The sequence below is a fragment of the Halobacillus sp. B23F22_5 genome, assembly GCF_043497085.1.
Classification (GTDB): Bacteria; Bacillota; Bacilli; order Bacillales; family Halobacillaceae; genus Thalassobacillus.
The window spans coordinates 14,822-34,975 of record NZ_JBIEKI010000013.1; the positions used below are offsets into that span (position 1 = coordinate 14,822).

Annotated in this window: 23 protein-coding genes; 7 read left to right on the forward strand and 16 right to left on the reverse strand. The window is 42.1% G+C overall.

Annotation, left to right across the window (positions count from 1 at the left end; genetic code table 11):
* Positions 1–55: 55 nt before the first annotated feature.
* Entirely contained in the window at positions 56–412 is a 357-nt protein-coding gene (acpS, locus tag ACGTN9_RS15265; RefSeq protein WP_499594174.1) for a holo-ACP synthase, read from the reverse strand.
* Positions 413–535: 123 nt separating this feature from the next.
* On the opposite strand from acpS, the gene ACGTN9_RS15270 reads away from it, so the two are divergent.
* Positions 536–1,297: a rhomboid family intramembrane serine protease gene (locus tag ACGTN9_RS15270; RefSeq protein ID WP_499594176.1), complete on the forward strand. Its 762-nt coding sequence runs from the start codon at positions 536–538 to the stop codon at positions 1,295–1,297.
* Positions 1,298–1,495: 198 nt separating this feature from the next.
* Here ACGTN9_RS15270 and ACGTN9_RS15275 read toward each other — a convergent pair whose 3' ends face one another.
* The gene (locus ACGTN9_RS15275; RefSeq protein WP_499594178.1) at positions 1,496–2,440 is read right to left on the reverse strand and encodes a nucleoside hydrolase; all 945 of its coding nucleotides are present in this window, start codon (positions 2,438–2,440) and stop codon (positions 1,496–1,498) included.
* Between the two features lie 320 nt (positions 2,441–2,760).
* Complete coding sequence (gene cshA, locus ACGTN9_RS15280) at positions 2,761–4,218, reverse strand: degradosome RNA helicase CshA (protein WP_499594179.1); 1,458 nt, start codon at positions 4,216–4,218, stop codon at positions 2,761–2,763.
* Between the two features lie 223 nt (positions 4,219–4,441).
* On the opposite strand from cshA, the gene ACGTN9_RS15285 reads away from it, so the two are divergent.
* Together ACGTN9_RS15285 and ACGTN9_RS15290 are read left to right on the forward strand one after the other, a co-directional pair.
* Positions 4,442–5,368, forward strand: a complete 927-nt coding sequence (locus ACGTN9_RS15285) for a DMT family transporter (protein WP_499594181.1) — start codon at positions 4,442–4,444, stop codon at positions 5,366–5,368.
* 23 nt (positions 5,369–5,391) lie between these two features.
* Entirely contained in the window at positions 5,392–6,249 is an 858-nt protein-coding gene (locus tag ACGTN9_RS15290) for a DegV family protein (protein ID WP_499594183.1), read from the forward strand.
* Positions 6,250–6,585: 336 nt separating this feature from the next.
* Here the strand turns inward: ACGTN9_RS15290 and ACGTN9_RS15295 are convergent, their stop codons facing one another.
* From ACGTN9_RS15295 to ACGTN9_RS15315, 5 genes are all read right to left on the reverse strand, one after another.
* Complete coding sequence (locus ACGTN9_RS15295) at positions 6,586–7,875, reverse strand: MFS transporter (protein WP_499594185.1); 1,290 nt, start codon at positions 7,873–7,875, stop codon at positions 6,586–6,588.
* A 15-nt stretch (positions 7,876–7,890) separates the two neighbouring features.
* Positions 7,891–8,577 carry an alpha/beta hydrolase gene (locus ACGTN9_RS15300; protein ID WP_499594187.1) on the reverse strand — a complete coding sequence of 229 codons (687 nt, stop codon included), beginning with the start codon at positions 8,575–8,577 and terminating at the stop codon, positions 7,891–7,893.
* Positions 8,578–8,639: 62 nt separating this feature from the next.
* Positions 8,640–9,059, reverse strand: coding sequence for a YppG family protein (locus tag ACGTN9_RS15305; RefSeq protein ID WP_499594189.1), 420 nt, complete (start codon positions 9,057–9,059; stop codon positions 8,640–8,642).
* 139 nt (positions 9,060–9,198) lie between these two features.
* Positions 9,199–9,462: a glutaredoxin family protein gene (locus ACGTN9_RS15310; protein WP_499594190.1), complete on the reverse strand. Its 264-nt coding sequence runs from the start codon at positions 9,460–9,462 to the stop codon at positions 9,199–9,201.
* 198 nt (positions 9,463–9,660) lie between these two features.
* Positions 9,661–10,293, reverse strand: a complete 633-nt coding sequence (locus tag ACGTN9_RS15315) for an SDR family oxidoreductase (RefSeq protein WP_499594191.1) — start codon at positions 10,291–10,293, stop codon at positions 9,661–9,663.
* 126 nt (positions 10,294–10,419) lie between these two features.
* Here ACGTN9_RS15315 and ACGTN9_RS15320 point away from each other — a divergent pair, with 126 nt between their 5' ends.
* Positions 10,420–11,517: an SDR family oxidoreductase gene (locus tag ACGTN9_RS15320; RefSeq protein WP_499594192.1), complete on the forward strand. Its 1,098-nt coding sequence runs from the start codon at positions 10,420–10,422 to the stop codon at positions 11,515–11,517.
* Positions 11,518–11,580: 63 nt separating this feature from the next.
* Here the strand turns inward: ACGTN9_RS15320 and ACGTN9_RS15325 are convergent, their stop codons facing one another.
* The 4 genes from ACGTN9_RS15325 to ACGTN9_RS15340 all read right to left on the reverse strand — a co-directional run bounded on the left by ACGTN9_RS15325 (position 11,581) and on the right by ACGTN9_RS15340 (position 14,686).
* Complete coding sequence (locus tag ACGTN9_RS15325; RefSeq protein ID WP_499594193.1) at positions 11,581–11,988, reverse strand: hypothetical protein; 408 nt, start codon at positions 11,986–11,988, stop codon at positions 11,581–11,583.
* Between the two features lie 116 nt (positions 11,989–12,104).
* On the reverse strand, positions 12,105–13,931 hold the full coding sequence (gene abc-f / locus ACGTN9_RS15330; RefSeq protein ID WP_499594194.1) for a ribosomal protection-like ABC-F family protein: 1,827 nt from the start codon (positions 13,929–13,931) through the stop codon (positions 12,105–12,107).
* 95 nt (positions 13,932–14,026) lie between these two features.
* A complete protein-coding gene (locus ACGTN9_RS15335; RefSeq protein ID WP_281243083.1) occupies positions 14,027–14,155 on the reverse strand; it encodes an RAxF-45 family protein in 129 nt (42 codons plus the stop codon).
* 66 nt (positions 14,156–14,221) lie between these two features.
* On the reverse strand, positions 14,222–14,686 hold the full coding sequence (locus ACGTN9_RS15340; protein ID WP_499594195.1) for a MarR family winged helix-turn-helix transcriptional regulator: 465 nt from the start codon (positions 14,684–14,686) through the stop codon (positions 14,222–14,224).
* Between the two features lie 153 nt (positions 14,687–14,839).
* Here ACGTN9_RS15340 and ACGTN9_RS15345 point away from each other — a divergent pair, with 153 nt between their 5' ends.
* Entirely contained in the window at positions 14,840–15,451 is a 612-nt protein-coding gene (locus tag ACGTN9_RS15345) for a class I SAM-dependent methyltransferase (protein WP_499594197.1), read from the forward strand.
* A gap of 28 nt (positions 15,452–15,479) precedes the next feature.
* On the opposite strand, the gene ACGTN9_RS15350 is transcribed toward ACGTN9_RS15345, so the two are convergent.
* Both ACGTN9_RS15350 and ACGTN9_RS15355 read right to left on the reverse strand, forming a co-directional pair.
* The gene (locus ACGTN9_RS15350; protein ID WP_499594199.1) at positions 15,480–15,857 is read right to left on the reverse strand and encodes a rhodanese-like domain-containing protein; all 378 of its coding nucleotides are present in this window, start codon (positions 15,855–15,857) and stop codon (positions 15,480–15,482) included.
* 18 nt (positions 15,858–15,875) lie between these two features.
* Positions 15,876–16,262, reverse strand: a complete 387-nt coding sequence (locus ACGTN9_RS15355; RefSeq protein ID WP_499594201.1) for a VOC family protein — start codon at positions 16,260–16,262, stop codon at positions 15,876–15,878.
* A gap of 138 nt (positions 16,263–16,400) precedes the next feature.
* Between ACGTN9_RS15355 and ACGTN9_RS15360 the strand changes: the two genes are divergently transcribed.
* Positions 16,401–16,616: a hypothetical protein gene (locus tag ACGTN9_RS15360; RefSeq protein WP_499594203.1), complete on the forward strand. Its 216-nt coding sequence runs from the start codon at positions 16,401–16,403 to the stop codon at positions 16,614–16,616.
* Positions 16,617–16,945: 329 nt separating this feature from the next.
* On the opposite strand, the gene ACGTN9_RS15365 is transcribed toward ACGTN9_RS15360, so the two are convergent.
* Together ACGTN9_RS15365 and ACGTN9_RS15370 are read right to left on the reverse strand one after the other, a co-directional pair.
* The gene (locus ACGTN9_RS15365) at positions 16,946–17,839 is read right to left on the reverse strand and encodes a YegS/Rv2252/BmrU family lipid kinase (protein WP_499594205.1); all 894 of its coding nucleotides are present in this window, start codon (positions 17,837–17,839) and stop codon (positions 16,946–16,948) included.
* A 120-nt stretch (positions 17,840–17,959) separates the two neighbouring features.
* Positions 17,960–18,619, reverse strand: coding sequence for a DUF4396 domain-containing protein (locus ACGTN9_RS15370; protein WP_499594207.1), 660 nt, complete (start codon positions 18,617–18,619; stop codon positions 17,960–17,962).
* A 398-nt stretch (positions 18,620–19,017) separates the two neighbouring features.
* On the opposite strand from ACGTN9_RS15370, the gene ACGTN9_RS15375 reads away from it, so the two are divergent.
* A complete protein-coding gene (locus ACGTN9_RS15375) occupies positions 19,018–20,022 on the forward strand; it encodes a C40 family peptidase (RefSeq protein WP_499594209.1) in 1,005 nt (334 codons plus the stop codon).
* Positions 20,023–20,154 lie beyond the last annotated feature (132 nt).

Here is a 20,154-nt window from a genome sequence, read left to right on the forward strand (position 1 = left end):
CCTCCTACCCGCATTAAACTATATGAGACAACCTATTCATTTATGCAGAACGCTTCTACTCTTCTAAAACAACCTGAGCTATGGCATGAGCACGGCTATGAGAAATAGAAACCCAGATATTCAAGTGCTCGTAACCACTTACACTCATTTTAGGAGCCCCTTGTTCTGTGCGGAAAATTTCAATATCTTGAAAGCTCACTTTTCCAATCCCCGTTCCTAAAGCTTTTCCAACAGCTTCTTTAGCAGCGAAACGTCCGGCTATGAATTCTACCTGCCGCGCTTCATTTTTATATGAGGCTAACTGCAATTGCTCCTTTTCAGTCAATATCCTTTGTACAAACCGGTCATTACGCATTATAATTTCATTAATTCGTTTCAATTCTATCAGGTCGATTCCGATTCCTTTAATCATTGTACTCTTCCTTTTTCCCTTGATGTCTTCAGTATAACCGAAATAGTAAAAGGGAAAAAATATAACCCCGTCCAGGCTTGCATAGTCTATAATAATGTCACAAACAAAAAAAGGGGATGGAACATGTTTCTTCGTACCGAAAGCTTTAAAGAATTTTTGCGTTTTTATCCGATCGTCTCCACCCTGGTGGCCATCCACCTTATTTTATGGATGCTGATCGACCTGTTTCAATTCGGCTTTGCCCGGGATTGGCTTCATGCAGGTATAGGACTTAATATCGCTATATCTTCAGGAGAATACTGGAGATTGGTGACTCCCATCTTTTTACACAACGGTCTTGGGCATGCGTTTTTCAATTCCTTTTCCCTGGTGTTGTTCGGTCCGGCACTTGAACAAATGCTCGGCAAAACCAAGTTCATCGTCACCTACTTGTTTGCAGGGATCATCGGTAATGCTGCTACATACTTGTTCAACCCCGATTCGTATATCCCTCACCTCGGAGCTTCAGGCGCGATTTTCGGCATCTTCGGTGTCTACTTATTCATGGTAGCCTACCGGAAAAACTTGATCGACCAGGCTAATTCTCAGATTGTCATGGTCATTTTCATCATTGGCCTTGTCATGACATTCGTACGCCCGAACATTAATATTCTCGGTCATATCGGCGGTCTGGCCGGCGGCTTTTTTCTCGCACCATTCGTGTTGAAAAATGCCCGTCCTTTTTCTATCTGGAGGAACAGCAGCACCACGAATAAGGGAGATATTTCATTCAACCCGAACCGCTGGAAAAAGAGCCGCTTTCCATGGAAGAAAATCCTTACCTATTTATTATGGGGCGGCGTCATTATCCTGGTGATATTCGGACTGATCGGTAGAATGACATAAGAAAAGCGCAAGCGCCCTGAAAGACACGACACGCATAAGCAAAACGGCTGGAGGAAGGCGTCCTTTCCTTCCGCAAGACGGGGTGCTTATGTCGCGAGTGTCTGGGCGCTGTAGCTAGCCAATTCTTCGCAGCCCATATTTTATACTTTCTTACCTCATAAAATAGGCAGCCTGTTATGGCTGCCTTTTGTTTGACGTTTAAAAATCTTCTCCTGTCATCGTACACATGAATTTTTTATAAAATGAAAAATAATCGAACTGAAAGGCGATTCGGTGCCGCTTTTCACTTGAGGGAAACGTCACATAAGAGCGTGTGTCCGCAATGGTCTGCCCCCGATGGATCCCTTCCCGAGCTGGCACCACATTCACCGGAAGCACCCGGTAACTGAACATGGTATCATCAATCGCGGCCATGACCGGAAGTAAATCATGGATGGGGCTTCCAATTATCTCCGGATCCCTGTTTTTATAAAAATCATAATAATAATCCACTAATGTTTTAACAATTTTCGCCTTTCCTTTATAGGCTATGTAATCAGACATTGCAGGCGTAATAATCGCATGGTCGGTGACATTCAATGGAAAAATGGTGACATTATCAGCATTAGTGAAGACAATTTCAGCCGCAATCGGATCAGCATGAATGTTAGCCTCAGAAACTGCAGTGACATTTCCCGGCACCCAAAAAGCGCCGCCCATAATATAGTATGCCTTCACTTTTTCCATCAGGGATTGATACAGGATAAACATGGTTGCCAATGAGGTCAACCTTCCGACATTAATAATTACCAATTCATCCTCATACCTTTCGATTAAACGAACAATTTCAAAAAAATTTTCAATTACACCTTCATAAACCCCAGGAATAATAGGTCCCAGCCCATACTCTCCATGTATTTCCGGGTAAAAAGTGGGCTGTTCGCCTGTCATCGGGGCTTCTGCTCCTCCGATAACTTTTACCTTCCCCTTCAAGTCGAACAGATCCAGCAGGTAATGAACACTGGAAACCGCCGCTTCTCTGGGCACATTACCATAATCAGCTACAACTCCCACCAGTTCAACTTCTCCATTCAAATATGAATAAATAAGAGCCACAGCGTCATCAATTCCAATGTCCCCAAAGAATAAAACTTTCACCGGCATCCAGCACACCCCTTATCTGGTTAATTAAGAAAATCCTTATACCATTTCATGTAGGCTGGCTTCAATTTATGTATATTTATTGGAAATATAGGGATAAAGACAGGCAAGCCAGGGGCTTTCTCCCCTGTCTGTAAACAGTCCATTGTTCACGGAAAATCACTCACACTTTTCGATACAGAAACTCAAGCACATTGCTGGTAATGCAGTTCAATTAAAAACCACACGTCCTCTAATAGAGTTGTGAAGAGTAAGAAGTCCTGGCGTGCCAATTGCACAACAAGAAAAAGACCTGCCGAGCACTCGGCAGGTCTTTAAAGTTTCTATTTCTGATTTTGGTTGCGGCCACCACGTTTTTGGTTGAATTTACGGTTCCGTGAATTCTTGCGGTTGAAGTCGCGTTTTTTATCATTGCGCTTATAAGGCTTTTTCTTGCCTTTATCATACTGTGCCTTTTTAACACTGATCGGCTGGACGCCAGACAGACGGACTGGTGTTTCGCGACGCTCTTTCGTCATCATTTTCAGTGCTGCTGCTACGATGTCCATTGAATCATGCTGCTGCAATAATTCATTGGCTGCCTGGTGGTAAGCCTTGAGATCGCTGCTTTCCATAGTTTTAAGAAGCTTATCAACAGCTACCTGCTGCTGACCACGCTGAGCTTCATCATTTGATGGAACATCAAGGCGTTCTACTTTTTTCTTTGTCAATTTCTCGATCAAATGCAATTGAGCTTTTTCACGATGCGTGATGAAAGAAATTGCTTTACCTTGGCGTCCGGCGCGCCCTGTTCTACCGATACGGTGGACATAACTTTCCGGATCTTGCGGAATGTCGAAATTATACACATGGGAGACTTCAGAAATGTCCAGTCCACGAGCTGCAACATCGGTTGCGACCAGAATTTCAACTCTTCCTTGTTTGAACTTATTCAATACGGACATACGCTTTCCTTGAGTCAAATCACCATGGATTCCTTCCGCACGGAAACCGCGTGTTTGCAAACCGTCAGTCAACTCATCAACACGGCGTTTTGTCCGACCGAAGACAATAGCCAGTGCAGGAGCCTGGATGTCTAACAAACGGGTAAGCGCATCGAATTTTTGGCGCTCCTGCAGTTCTACATAGTACTGTTCAATGTTTTCCACAGTCATTTCTTTCGCTTTCACTTTAACCTCTTCAGGTTTCTTCATCAAGGTAGATGCGATATCACGAATCGCTTTTGGCATGGTAGCAGAGAACAGCAACGTCTGTCTTTGTTCCGGAATAGCCTTCAGGATATCTTTGATATCATCAATGAATCCCATGTTCAGCATTTCATCCGCTTCATCCAATACAGCTGTATGAACGTTGGCCAGTTTGATGGTTCTGCGACGGATATGATCCAACAGGCGTCCTGGAGTCGCTACCACAATCTGATTTTGGTCTTTCAACGCACGAATTTGACGATCCATGTGCTGTCCACCATAGATAGGCAGGGCACGGACCCCTTTGAATTTACCAAGACGGTTGATTTCTTCCGCTACCTGGATAGCAAGTTCACGAGTAGGCGCAACAACAAGCCCCTGGATATCGTTACGATCCTGATCGATTTTTTCGATCATCGGGATACCGAAAGCTGCTGTTTTACCTGTACCTGTCTGCGCCTGCCCAATGACATCCCGTCCTTGCATAGCGAGTGGTATAGTTTCAGACTGTATCGGTGTAGTTTCTTCAAAGCCCATCTGGTCTAAAGATTTCAACACCGGTTTAGTTAATCCTAATGAATAAAATGTAGTCACGTTCTTTTCATACTCCTTTAATGTAAAATCTTTTGTACTATTTCTATTGTAAGTCACGTAAAAAAAGCCTTTCCCCACTTACGGAAGAGGCTGCCGCTCCACTTGTCCGATAGATTCATCCATCATAACATACGACCATTTTTTATTCTACCTATTTTTCAGATGCTTTTCAAACAGATGAATGATAAAATGGTAAAAAACTGATGTAACAAGGAGGGGTCCGATGGATAAGCCTCCATTTAATCCATATATTGCTGTTTTTATCGGAGTTATTTCCGTTTCAACAGCAGCAATTTTTGTAAAGTTGGCGGCAGGAGCTCCAGCTTCTATTATTGCTAATTATCGCCTGTTATTCGCCGTTTTAATCATGAGCCCCTATGTACTATTGAAATATAGGGATGAGTTCCGCAAGATTTCTAAGCTGGACTGGCTATTAGCATGCTTTGCTGGTGTTTTTCTCGCTCTCCACTTCATTTTGTGGTTCGAGTCACTAAGTTATACATCAGTAGCCAGCTCTGTTGTTCTGGTGACCATGCAGCCGATCTTCGCTTTTCTCGGAACTTTTATCTTTTTTCAGGAAAGGTTCACCGCCGGCGCACTTTTAAGCATGGTAATCACCCTGACAGGAAGCGTCATCATCGGGTGGGGTGATTTCCAAATCAGCGGAATGGCGTTACTGGGAGATATTCTGGCACTGCTTGGCGGCGCGATGGTTACAGGTTATTTCCTTTTAGGTCAAAACTTACGCAAACGTTTATCCCTAATGACTTATACCTTTGTTGTCTATGCGATGGCATCGGCAGTATTAATTATTTACAACCTGCTTTTACAGCATCCATTTACCGGATATCCGGCTGGGCATTGGTGGGTCTTCCTGGCACTAGCCATCATCCCGACCTTCTTCGGACATACCATGTTCAATTGGGCACTGAAGTGGCTCAGCACTTCAACGATATCGATGAGTATTCTGTTCGAACCGCTAGGGGCAACCATACTGGCCTATATCATATTAGGGGAAATGATTACCTGGGCTCAATGGCTCGGCGGTACGATCGTCATATTCGGCTTGATGATGTTCATTTTCAGCACCACTAAAAAAGTAGCCCCTAAATTGACACGATTAAGTAAAAATAACCAAACAAATCAATAATTAACTGGAGAGCGGGTGTTAAGATGACTATTCAAATGATCATTGATGGAGGAGCAGATGTTCCTGAAAGCCTGATCGAAAAATACAAACTGAAAATTGTTCCATTGAATCTCCATTTTGGAGATGAACAATATAAGACGGGAGAAACCCTGGATCTCTCGCTCTTTTATGAAAAGCTAAAACAATCGGAGGAATTGCCGCGTTCTTCTGCACCAAGCCCTTATGACTTTTATCAAGCTTGCAAAAAAGTGGATAAAGACCAGCCTATCCTCGTGCTGGCAATGACGAAAGGATTGAGCAGTACTTACGAGAGCGCTGTTATGGGAAAGGATATGCTATTAGACGAGGAACCCGATCGGCAAATCATCGTATTGAATACAAAAACTGCTTCTTGTGGAGTAGCACTGCTCGTACAAGAAGCAGGAAAGAAAATCGAAGAAGGATCTGACCTGCAACAGCTTGCCACTCATATGGAAGAACGGATAGAAAAAACAACAACGCTTTTTATCCTGCAGACGCTCGAAAACGTCATCAAAGGTGGCCGACTGGACAGAGTAAGAGGAACCATTGCTAAAACATTGAATATTAAACTATTGTTGAAAGCAAGTGATGATAAAGGTGACATTGAAGTGATTGAAAAGGTCCGTGGAAACAAAAAAGCGTTCCGGAGATTCGTCGAGCAAATCGGTGAGTATGCTAACAACTTTGAGGATCGTGTAATCTCCCTTTCTCACTGCAATAGTGATGAGTTGGGCCGCTCGATTTTAAACGATATCAAAACCAAATATAATTTCAAAGACAGTCTGTTTATGGAGACCGGGCCATTGATCTCCACTTATGCCGGCGAAGGCGGACTCGTCATCGCGTTCTTCAAAGACTAATATGAACAAAAGCGCAAGCGCCTTGCTCACCCCCGACAAGCTTAAGCCAAGCCTCGTCGTGACGTTTTTTGTACTTTCATTCCAATTAAGGTTAATAAAGGTTTAAAGTATAAGTAAAACTAAGGCTTTCGCCATAAATCATTGGCGATAAGCCGAGTTTTCCTAATCACAGAGAGGATTGACTTAAGACCTCGAGGGGGTAGGCGCTGGAGCTGGATGCAGCCCACTGCAAGATGTTATCTACAATCATTAAGTTTTATAATTTCCCAGACAAGGAACAAAAAGCCTGGCTGTTGGGTATATTACCCATCAGCCAGGCTTTATTATTTATTACGATTAGCTTTTTCCTGTTCCATGGTATCGTTCATAATCCGGCTGTGGAGATAGCAGTGCGAATATACCTGCAGTAATTGGGAAAATCATTGTCAAAATGATAACTTCCTGATACCCGCCAAGCCAATCAAAAAATATCCCGAACGGCAATGGGCCTAACGCTGACCCGGTGACCATTACGGTCTGTGCCAATCCTTTGATACTGCCCAGGTGTTCACGGCCAAAGTAATTAGGCCAGACAATATTCAGTACTATTCGTTCAAATCCATTGACGATCCCCCACATCACCCCAAAAGCGATTGCAAGCCACCAGGCATTTGTAAAATACAAAATGCCGAGGGTCAAAAGGTGACCCAAAAAGGTGATCGCTAAAATATAATGCACCTGAAACCGGTCGACGAGATATCCTACAAGGAAAGTGACAGGAAATCCGACCACAGCCATCAAGGTAAGGACTGTAGCGGCAATTTCAGGTGATTGGCCTTTTTGCCCCATGATGGAAACAATGTGAAAAGTGACAGCAGTATTTACAAGTGCGGGCACACTGACACAAAATAAAATGAACCAGAACGCCCTCGTTTTCATCGCTTCACTGATCGTCCAGCTTTTCTCGTTGACATCCACATTCGGATTCAAATCTTTGTTCTTTTCTCTTGCTCTCGGGTTTCCATCAGGGATTTCACCAATCATTTTTGGCTGGTTCCGGACGAAGAAGAAAGCTGCCGGTACAAATACCACCAATACAAGCACACCCCATAACGTCCAGGTCGAACGCCATCCTATCAACTCGATCAAAAAAGCGTTGACTGGCGGGAATGCTGCTGAACTGGCGAACCCCCCTATGGCCATGACACTCAGAGCCCGTCCCCTTTTTCCAATGAACCATTGCGGAACTAACGTATTAGGAACTAATGTCATCGATCCTTGTCCAAACAGACGAATCATAAAAAAGCCAAGAAACATCATAATAGGACCGATTAACATCGCATTCCAGAAGGCAGCAAATGCAAGCAGGATCCCTATCGCTGTCATCATATAACGCTGACCGAAGCGATCCACAAGTCGCCCTACCATAAACAGTGTGAAGCCTGCTAATAAAGTGGCTCCGGAATAAATACCTGACACGGTTGACCGTGAGTAGCCAAAATCTTCTATGTAATAATCAATGAATATCGATATCGAATACGTTTGCCCAGGTCCCGAGAAAAACACACCCATGGCTGCTACAAAAACAATGATCCAGCCATAGAAAAAAGGTGGATTTACGGGAGCTTGATCATTACTCCACTTCATTACGCTCCCCCTTGATTATCGTGTTAAGAATGAAATCACTGTCTCGAATAACTCTTCTTTATCTTTACCATGGCAAATCAAATGCTTTGATTCATTTAAAAAAACGAGCTGCTTATCTTCGGAGGAAATTTCCTGTTCCAAGTAAATAGCCGCTTTATCGGGGACCATCTCATCCTGCTTCCCTTGTACGATCAAAACCGGGTTGTGGATGTCCCTCAAAAAAGGCCTGGTAAACTGAACGCATTTAACAAACTCCACCGAAGACGGGAAAGGCGTCTGTTTCAATTTATTCTGATAGTGGAGGAACAGTTCATTTTCTTCCAGGCTTCCCTTGAAAGCTTCTGTTAGAAAGCCAGTAAGATCCTTATACATTTGCGGTACGCTGATATATTTTCCTGCAGCTGATAACAATACAAGACGGTCTACTTCATGCTTGGCTGACAGATAAGATGCAATCATGCCTCCCATGGAAAAACCGATAATATATACTTTATCACAAGTTTTCTTCAGTTCAAGATAAGCAAGTTCAGCTGTTGCGATCCATTCCTGGTAATAATGACCTTTCAAATCCAGCTCTCTGCCATGACCTGGGAGTGTAGGGACTTCAAACTTCCAATCGGTCCTTTGCTCCAGGTAATCCACTAATGGCTGTACTTCATAGGGCCCTCCTGTATAACCGTGAATACATAAACAACCGATCATGTTTGTCCCTCCTTCAGATAAATAAAAACAAGTAAGCGTACAAGGCCTTGCCCTGCACGCTTTTAGCGCATTCCTTTAATGAACCCGCCTATCCCTTTCATCAACGGTGAGAGCTGATTGGCAGTTTGTGCTACCTGGCCGACGGTCTTCATCATTTTATCCATATCAATCTGCCCATTTTGATCCTGAAAGTAACCGATCATGTTCTTAGGATTTACGCCGTTGTTATAGAAAAAAGGCTGACTGCCGTATCCACTTTGCATATGATTCTGCTGCTGCGGAAACATCGGCTTAGTGTAATATTCAAAAGGGTTTCCCGGCGCTTGAGGCATATTCCAGCTTTGCGGGTAACTATATGAGTTTTCTCCCATCATCGGCTGTTGCTGGTAAGAATACGGATTTTCTCCCATCATCGGCTGTTGCTGATAAGGATACGTGTAGAATGGTTGTTGTTGATAATTTCTGTCCGAATAGGAAAACATAAAATCACCTTCTTCCTTTCTAACAACAGCCTATGTTTTCTTAACAGAAAGGTGATTGGCAGAGGTTGAAATCATGTTTTCTACAAAAAAAAGACAAGTGATGAACAATCACTTGTAAAACAAACATATCGTATTGTCATCATTGAGCATTAAAAGAAATATCATTATATATTCCAAGCTTCCTTTGCAACTTTCCTTTTTGGAAACCAAGGACTTGTTCTCCATCTATAAAAGTTGCCGGCGTGCCATATATCTTCTGACTTTGCAGTTCTTTAAAATGCTCCTTATTTTCTGATACATTTTTTTCTCTAAAATTAACGTCCCATTCTTTCAACTTTGAAACAACTTTTTCACAGTGTGAACAATTATTGCTGACGTAAACGACAACATCATGTTTCGTCATCGGTGAGCCCCCTATAATTCCGAGTAATCCTTTATCACTGCTCTAATGCAGAGCCTAGTATATAATACATGTCTACCCCGTTTCAACAGAGGCTAAACCTTTTCCAGAAATTTTTAATAGAAAAATAATACCCGTCATCCTACCGTTACAAAAGGCTGCTCCTAAAAAGGAACAGCCCCTTTTGTGATAGTATTTTTATTAGTAGGCCAATACTTCTTCCAGCTGCGTGTCTCCTTCTAATATTTCAAAGGTTTCATTCTCAGCACGCGGCACGCTTAACAAGTATGCCAGCGTTTCCGCTACATCTTCACGGGAAATACTTCCGAATTCGTGCAGTTTTTCATCCAGACTGATTTTTCCTGTTCCAGGGTTATTCGTCAAACCACCCGGTCGTACGATGGTGTAGTTCAGCCCGGATTTTCTCAAATGTTCATCCGCACGATGTTTCGCAAATAGATAATGCTTCATTCCTTCCGGTCCTGCGTCCGGCTGGTCAGCCCCCATTGAGCTTAATAGGATGTAACGCTGTACTCCAAACCGTCTGGCAAGATCAATGGATTTTATCGCACCTTCCTGGTCAATTAGGACCGTTTTATCCGGGCCGGTATGCGGGCCGGAACCTGCTGCAAAGATAACTGCATCCACACCGTAATAGGCAGAAGAAAAGTTCCCTTCTAAGTCGCCTAGTACCGTATCTACTCCAGCTTCTTCAAATTGGGGCACTTGATTGGTATCTCGCACCATCGCTACAGGGACATGTTCTGAATCCTTCAATTTATTGATAAGTAACTTGCCAACTTTTCCATTGGCACCAATAACTAATACACGCATAATAACGTCCTCCTTCGAAAAATCACTCACATCTATACTTCCCCTCTTAAAAATTATATAAACAAACAGGAAAAATACGGGAATCTATCGAATTATAACGAAAGAAAAGAAGAAGGGGACGTTTTAATGGCATACACCTATTTCTTTACAGGCTTTCCTGGATTTCTTGCTTCTCATCTGATAGATGAAATCATCCATCAGGGTTATCCAGTAGACAAAATATATTTGTTATACGTTAAAACAACAAAAAAACAAGCAGAAGCATCACTGCAGAGACTTATCAAAGATAGCTACTTGACCGAAGATAAGTTCCATTTGATCGAAGGGGACATCACTGACCCTGGACTTGGAATCGATGAAGAGATATCGGCCCAGTTAAAAAATGAAGTGACCCATTTTTTTCACTTAGCTGCTATCTATGACCTATCAGTACCATTGACTCCAGCATGGCAGGTTAATGTGAATGGAACGAGACATGTCAATGAGTGGGTGAAACAGGCAGAAAACCTGGAACGCTATATTTATTACAGTACAGCTTATGTATCAGGTAAACGCTCAGGTATCATTTACGAAAACGAACTGGAGCATGAAGCTGGTTTTAAAAACCATTATGAGTACACTAAATATGAAGCAGAACGTTTAGTTCAATCAGTGAAGCATGAGGTTCCAACTACAATCATCCGCCCCGGTATCGTCGTAGGTGATTCAAAAGAAGGCACCACCGCTAAATTTGATGGACCATATTTCATCCTTAATATGCTCGCACATATGAGCTACGCTCCCCTGCTTCCTTACTTCGGAGCAGGGCAGGTAGAGGTGAACCTGGTGCCATGGGATTATGTAGTCCGTGCAACCATTCATCTTAGCCATCATAATATCGGTTCAGGGAAAACCTATCACCTGACCGATCCATCGCCATTGACAGCGAGAGCTATCTATAAGCTCTTAGCTAAATCCTACCTTTCCAAAGAGCCTAGCTTTACCGTACCGCTTGGATGGGCAGGAAATACGTTAAAACTGCCTATTTTCCGCAAGTGGTTAGGTATGCCAAGGGAAGCGTTAGACTATTTCACTTGCAATAGTCATTACGATGCTTCACAAGCTTTAAAAGATCTGGAAAACACTCCTATCAAATGCCCGGATTTCACGAGTATTCAGGAACAGCTTGTCAAGTACTATAAAGCCAATAGAAAGGAACCTGGTAAGCAAGTACCTATCCACTGACAGAGCTAAAGAAAGGCCGACACAGTTTATTGTGTCGGCCTTTAGCTAATGAACTTCATATGATTAAATTGCATTTTTCACTATCCTGCGAATCTGCTTCACTCGTTTGAAAGGAGAAGCCAGCGATGGCATATAGATTGAAAATGGAAGCATTACCAGCCCGATAAAAAACATTGGTACCTGGATTTGCTGCATGCCTGAACTTGGCATGATGGCATTTGCATCAGGCTGGAACGTTAGAAAATCCCGATACCAGCCCAGCCAGTGAACTCCTTCGCTGTAAAAAAGTCCGACCAATAATATTCCATTCATAATCAGCATCGTAATCATGGTGATATGATTCATCATGGGTACCCGCTTCTTTTTGGTATCTTCCTCATATTTCCATATCATTCCCATTAGAAATACAGCAACAGAGACATACGGGAAAATCATCCATATCACAAGACCAGATAAGTTCATGTCTGCCACGATACCCTCTCCCTTTCAAAGGTTTTTACTATTTATATAGTAAATTCTTTTTGAAAGGCTAACTATGATATACGTCACAGATCGTTCACTTTTTTTCAGACTTTTATCCACTGCTATTAAAGGGCAGCTATTTTTGTTTCCAGACGTTCTTTTTGTATATTCAACTCCTCCCACTCTGGCTGATCCTGCGTTTCCAACATTCTTTTTTCAAGCTTTTCCATATTTGCTTCTTCCAAAATAATCAACTGTTCATAATCTTTTTCTTCCGGGCCACTTTGTTTGGCAGGGCTGTTGAAAGACTTTTCCTGCTCTTCAGCTTTAATCGCTTGCAGTTCTCTCCATTTATGTTGTGTTTCCTGGTAGCTGCCTGGGTAGCGGTATAAGCGCCCATCTAATAAATAGGCAGTCTCCGTAAAACACTGGTTAAGAAAATATCTATCATGAGAAACGCCAAGCACGGTTCCGGAAAACTCAACCAGCGCTTCTTCAAGCACTTCCTGAGATTCGATATCCAAATGGTTCGTCGGCTCATCCAACAGCAATATATTTATCCCTTGATGCATAAATACAGCAAGCTTCAAACGCATCCGTTCTCCCCCGCTTAACTGCCCTACTTTATTAAAGACCGTGTAACCATAAAACATGAAATTGGCAAGGATTTGGCGAGCCTGGCCCTCCGTTACAGTAACCTCTGATCTAAAATAATCAATCATATGCATATCTGCTGGCACATCCTGGAGAGGATGTTGCGGGAGATACCCTATCTTCATCGAGCTTCCAGTTTGGACCAGCCCACTATCAGCATCCAGCTGACCTAACAAAAGTTTGATCAACGTTGATTTTCCGCTGCCATTAGACCCGACTACAGCCAGTCGGTCCTGGTACCTAAGATGAAGATCAACCCCTTTTAATATTTCTCTCCCCCGGAAAGTCTTACGCACATTTTCCACACGAAAGACATCGGTCCCGCTTCGTCCCTCAGACTCTAAGGAAAGGTTCATCTTTTTTGGGTCAATCAGGGGCTTCTTCTTTTTTTCCATTCGTTCTAAAGCTTTTTCCATGCTCTTAGCTTTTTTAAATAGTTTTGGGTTTGGAGGGGTGGCTTCGTTTGCCCACTGCCTCAATCTCCTGATGGCTTCTTTCATCTTTTTAATTTTTTTCTGCTGTTCCTGGTATTGATGAAACTCGGCCAGTAACTTTTCTTCTTTTTGTTGTTCAAAAGAAGAGAAGTTCCCTGAATATCTGGTAATCTCCCCGGACTCCAAATCAGCGATTGCGTTAACGGTTTGATCCAGGAACTCACGATCATGAGAGATGATACAGACTGTTCCTTCATATTGGCTCAAATAGCTTTCCAGCCATTCAATAGCTTGTAGATCAAGATGATTCGTCGGTTCATCTAAAAGCAGCACATCAGGGGATGAAATTAATAACTTTGCCAGACCTAATTTAGTCTTTTCTCCACCACTCAGCTGCATAAATGGATGATCTATTAATTTTTCCACTCCCAAACCAGTAGCTACTCGTTTAATGGTCGCTTCCATTTCATACCCACCCTTTCGGGAGAATTCTTCTTGAAGCTGACCATATTTTTCTAAGCACTTTTCCATTTTACCGGCTTTCTGCATTTCAACTTCTAATTCCTTCATTTCGTTTGCTATGTGTAATAAAGAGTCGAAACTCGCTTCTAAAAAAGCCCGGCCCGAACCTTGCCATTCCTCAGGTATCTGTTGTAAATAACCAATCGTGGTACCTTTACGGATGAATAGATCTCCGCCGTCTACTGGTTCTTCTTGTGTCATCAGTTTGAATAAAGTCGATTTCCCACTGCCGTTACGGCCGACTAAGCCTACTTTTTCATGAGCGTTCAGTTCAAAAGAAAGCGCTTCAAACAATATACTGCCACCGACTATTTTTTTGATATCTTTTAGCGTAATAATCAATTTTCTTCCTCCTAAAGACAAAAAAAGCCAAAGGTCCCCAGACCTCTGACTTTTTTAGATAAAGTTTATATATTCAATCTGTCAGGTATGAGACACTATACATTTTCATTATTCAACTGTCTAAAAAAGGACACACTTGTCCCCTGGACAGCGAAATCATGAAAAAGTGCACGATTGATGTATAGCAGTTCACAATCAATCATACATTTCTGACCGTATAGCATCTTCATACCTCCTTTGTCTTCAGGATTTTAATTACTATCAATTATATCTTAATTTTCTGATTAAATCTAGCCCTTCAGCTGATCTGCGTGTTTACCTAGTTTTTTCAGCAGTTCGATCGCCTGGACCTTCTCTTCTTCCGACAACCCATTAGTGATTTCTTCAATCTGCTTCCAATGAGCAGGAAAGATTTTATTAAGCATTTCTTCCCCTTTAGGCGTAATGGATGCATACGTTATACGCCGATCATTAGGGCAAGGGATTCTTTCTAAATAAGCTTTCTTTTCTAATTTATCTACCACATAGGTGATACTTCCACTGGCCAGCAGGATCTTTTCTCCGATTTTTTGAAGTGGCTGCTCTCCTTGGTGGTATAGTAATTCCAACACACCAAACTCCGTGGCATTTAAGCCATAGCGTTGAATATCTTTTTTTACCAGATCTTCAATTGACCGCTCTGCTTTTGACAACACTACAAACAACTTTAAGGAAGGATCCTCTTTTTTCTGTTGATATTGTTCTTTTTCATCCATTGGGTTTCTTCCTCCCATTAATCATCTCGAATTTAAAATAATTATAAATCGCTGATAAATGCCTGTCAAATCACCCTGCTGTTGGTGAATCGACAAAATTTATGGCATACTTTATGAAGATAATCCATTCTTACAGAAAGCGGTGAAGATTAAGTGGTTGAGGATACGGGCGAACGTGTTATTCCAGCGTACATGAAGCCTTCCAACAGGATGCTGCTCGAACATATGGCACGTTACCAATTTGCCATGCCATATACAAAAGGAAGAGTATTGGATTTGTCGTGCGGGGCTGGTTACGGCACACATATGATAGCAAAAGAACGAAAAAAAGAAGTAGATGAAGTTATTGGTGTCGATATTGATCCTGACATCATCGAATACGCTAAAGCGACTTATTATCATCCGAAAACGAGTTATAAAGTTTTGGATGCTGTCGACCCGGAACTCCCCGAAAAATTAGGGAGCTTCGATACGATTGTGAGCTTTGAAACCTATGAACATATTGAAAACGAAAAACAACTGTTAGCCAATTACTACAATTTATTAAAAGATGGCGGAACCCTACTGGTGTCCACTCCATTCGGCCAGGGGCGCGGCAAGCCAAGTAGTTCGCCATTTCATATTCATCAGTTGACACCGGAAGAATTCCAGGACTTATTTACTGATTATAGTTCAAAAGAATTCTTTTACCAAAAAGGGGTTTTAATCGAGCCTCCACGGGATACTGTTCATTACCCCCTTGGAATTGCCGTCTCACATAAATAAGAGGAGCTTTCATAGTTGAAAGCTCCTCTTATTTTTCTATATCTCCTGCCCAGGCATTCATACCTCCAGCTACATTGACAAGGTTCTCAAATCCCTGTTCTTCTAATATTGCCACTGCTTGAGAGGAACGATTTCCGCTCTGGCAAATGACAAAATAGGTTTCAGAACGATCTAAATCCTGATAGGATAATTCATTTTGCTGAATATCCTGTAACGGCAATAGTTCAGCTCCAGGTACATGCCCCGCCGAGAATTCTGCAGGTGTACGTACATCCAGAATTCTTCCTTCGTCCAATCGGGTTTCCAGTTCTTCTGCAGAAATCTCCGTGGTTTCTTTTGTATCTCCCTGGCATGCTGCAAGTGCAAATGCCATGAAAACAAACAAGAAAATAGTAACTTTCTTCATAGTTGTCCCCTCTGACTATCAAGATGGAATGCTGCCACAAATCATGACGACATTCTTATCGGGGTCTTCGATGTTGAACCAGCCGAAATCCCCATGTTTCTCTATATCGCGCACTATTATTATACCTTTTTCTTTCACCCACTGGTAGCTTTTTGCAAGGTCTGAAGAACAAAAATTAAATACCGGGGTACGTACTGGTTCAAATTGATAATCCGGGTCAAAAGCATGGTCATCCAACGTCATATAAACTTCTCCTGTTAGGGGCATGTTATAAACAGGAGACTCCACCTTGCTGCTGTCAAATGAAAGACCTAATAAATCACTATACCAAGCTGCTGACCGATGCAAATTCTTCGTATGTACAAATACTGCATGAACTTTTGGCTCAAAGCCACTTACCGTCATCCTCTCACCTCCTTTCCCTCTATATTCTTTTATTTCCATCAAACATATAAAATTCCTCTTTGTGAAGGAGATATTCTCTTTCAACGAATAAGCCTTTTAACTAGCTGCAAACTAAGCTAAGTCAGGAGGTGGATAAACATGGACAAAAAAAGGAACCAGACCCAAAAGAATGTGACTCGTGCAGCCAAAACGGTTAAAGACGGCGCTGATGCCGCTTTTGATGCTGTGCAGGGAGCAACAGAAGCTGTCGAAAGTGCTGCTATGAATGCGGTGGATAAAACTGCGGATGCTGTCAATAAAGCTGCTGACGACGATGATGAAGACCCCAAACGCCCCGTCAACACTTATTTCTAAGGGTAAAAACACAAGCTCTTTTTAGTTACGGAACAAAAGCGCAAGCGCCTTGCTCACCCCCGACAAGCTTAAGACAAGACTCGCCGTGATGTTCTTTGTACTTTACAACAATTTAACATTGTTAGGGGTTTAAAGTATAAGAAAAACTAAGGCTTTCGCCATAATGGGCGACAAGCCAAGTTTTTCTAATCACAGAGAGGATTGACTTAAGACCTCGAGGGGGTAGGCGCTGGAGCTGGATGACACCCACTACCGAAAGTTATCCACAAAAAAACTTTATAATTTCTTAGCCAAACAAAAAAAGCCGCACGAATATCTCGTGCGGTCATTTATTGCGCATGCAGAAATGTGAGATGGTTAGGCAGGACTTCAATGGAGGAAGGGGTCTTGAAATTTATTTCGCCATCCATGTCCACTTCTTGTTGGGGAGAAGCGGTAATTTCAATATGTTCCCCTTTCGTATAGGCCAACTCCTGAAAGCTTTCGGTTTCAGCCCATGGCTGATCCACGGACATCAACTCCTTGAATAAGGTAAGATTGGAATTTTTAATAACCAATACATCCAGCTGACCATCCGAAGCATTGATTGACTCAATCGGTATTTGTCTGGTGCCCAAATACTTTCCGTTCATCACCAATATCATGATCGCTTCATCTTCTATCACTTTTCCGTCGATCGTCATACGGAATGAAAATGAATCAGCCTGATTGATCGTTTTTAACGCACTGATGAAGTAACTCAGCACACCCAACCTGCTTTTCTGGTTTTTATCAATATTAAAAGATGTTTCAGTCACCAGCCCTATTCCCCAAAAATTCAAGAAATAGCATTCATCCAGTTTCCCTACATCTACCGGAGTCTCCCGGCCGTTAACCAGGGTTTTTGCTGCCTGGTTTAAGTTTTGCGGAATTTCCATCATTCTGCTGAAGTCATTGCTCGTCCCACCGGGAAGAATGCCGATGACAGGCCGTTTATCCAGCCGTGAGATGGTATTGATAACCGCATGCAATGTTCCATCCCCACCTAAAATAAGGAGCAGGTCAACTTGTTCTCCGTAGTGAAGACAAGTATCTTGCGCCTCTTCAATACTGAACGTTTGTATGACAATCAACTCTTTGATGGTTTGAGCAAGTACTGGCAGTGTCTCGGATAATTTCTGTTCTATATTATCTGTGCCAGCATTGCCATTGTATAAAAATAACGCTTTGTTATATCCAGGCATGGATAACCCTCGTTTCTTAGAATTTCTTTCAACTTATTCTATTTAATGGTATCTTACCTTTCATTATAGGAAACTTAGCGTACAACCTAAAGAAAAAAGGCGCCAATAATTTGGCTGCCTTCACATTTCTTCTTTTATCCCCTTTTGTACAAGCCACCAGTTAGCGGGATAGCTTGTAGCAAAACCGATAATCATAGCAACCTGCATCATGAACCAGTACGTCGCTTCCGTAGGCTTCGGCGGCTGAGTAAATAAAACATAATGGACAAGTGCCATCCAGGCAAACATACCGACCTCAAATGCTACCAGGGATAATGTATCTGCCTTGATGGAATCCTTGAATGATCCTATTACCCCTTTATCATTCATAGGATGAATGGCGAAAAATTGAAACAGGATCCCGAAAATATATGCCAATATAAATTGCACCAGATAATGGGCGAATAATGTCGTCCCTAATATAGTCAAACCAGCTATTGCTACCAGTGGCACTCCTGCTGCATCTCCCAGCGTACATCCGGAAGAACAGTGACTTGTCGAGAAAAACACTTTTTCCGGTCTGCCACGAGTATCTTCTTTTTGATTATCTTTCGCCTTCAGCCGTCCCCAACGGAAATAGGTCCATAAAGCAAATGGACCGAAGAACCAGCCGTTGATCGGCCAAACCAGATTCATAATCCACATCATCTGTGGATGCTTATATACATCAAAAGCTATAATCAACGTGGAAATTAATCCGATTGCTAATGCGATATAAGATATGACTCGAAGCCATTCCATGTTGAATTACCTCCTTTTAGCTCTCTCTAATTATAGCTACCACGCGAATCGAATAATTAAACGATACCAGTAAGGGAGGCAATCGTCCCGGATGGCTTGACCAGCTCTCAGGAAATAAGCACGATAACAGAAAATTAAGCTCGGCTCCTAGCTCATAATAAAGAATTTTGTCAAAAACAAATACAAGGCGCCAGCAAGTGTGTATCCTTGCTGGCGCCTTGTTTAATATGTAATAAAATCGAGCTCCAAATTATAATATACCCATTTGATAAATCATTTATGACCTTTGTAATCATATTGTAATTATACTGTAATGTTATTACATAGGAATAATATGGTACTATGAGTTTAGCAAAAATTGCTAGAAACTAACTAACCTTTGGAGGTACATAATCATAATGAAAAACAACTTTTTCAAGAAGGCAATCGTTACTACTAGCTTTGTGGGTGCTCTAACTATCGGCGCAGGAGTTGCCAGCGCAGAAAGTGTTACTGTACAATCTGGTGATTCACTATGGAAGTTTTCACAACAATACGGTGTTTCTATATATAAAATCAAAGAACTTAACGGACTATCTTCCGACATTATTTACCCTGGTCAAACTTTGAAAGTTTCAGAGGGTTCCAGTTCCAGCAGTAAAGTGACTACAAGCTCTAACTCTACGACTTATACTGTGCAAGCAGGGGATTACCTTTCTAAAATCGGTGCTAAGTTTGGTGTAAGCTACCGGGATATCATGAAATGGAACAACCTGAACAGTACAGTCATCTATGTTGGACAAACGTTGAAGCTTGACGGTACAACCTCTACTCAAACAAGCAATGCTACTTCAAGTTCCAGTTCATCCAGCAATGCTACTACTTACACGGTTCAATCCGGCGACTATCTGTCTAAAATCGGCGCTAAGTTTGGCGTAAGCTACCGGGATATCATGAAGTGGAATAACTTAAGTAGCACAGTCATTCATGTCGGGCAAAAATTGAGCATTAACGGCGATGCAAATACTTCTACAAGCAGCAATGTTTCCCAGACAAGCACCAGCTCCAGTTCCAATACATCCGGTTTGATTTCTACTGCTAAACAGTACATTGGCACTCCGTACCAATGGGGCGGTACTTCTCCAAGCGGGTTCGATTGCAGCGGCTACTTGAACTATGTATTTGCTAAAAACGGTACAGACTTACCAAGAACAGTGGCTCAAATCTATAACGCTGGTTCTTCTGTAAGCAGCCCTAAAGTAGGAGATCTTGTATTCTATGAAACTTACAAAGCTGGTCCTTCCCATGCGGGAATCTACCTTGGTAATGGACAGTTCATCCATGCTGGAAGTGACGGTGTAACTATTTCCAATATGAACATCTCTTACTGGAAAACTCGTTACCTTGGAGCTAAATCTTATTAATTAATATTAATAAAGATATATTAGTGGAATACCCAGAGTTATGAAATTCTAAACTTGAAATCACGTATTTTTTCTAAAATACGTGATTTTTTTATTGATCTGCAAGTTATAACAAATTTCCACAAATTTTGG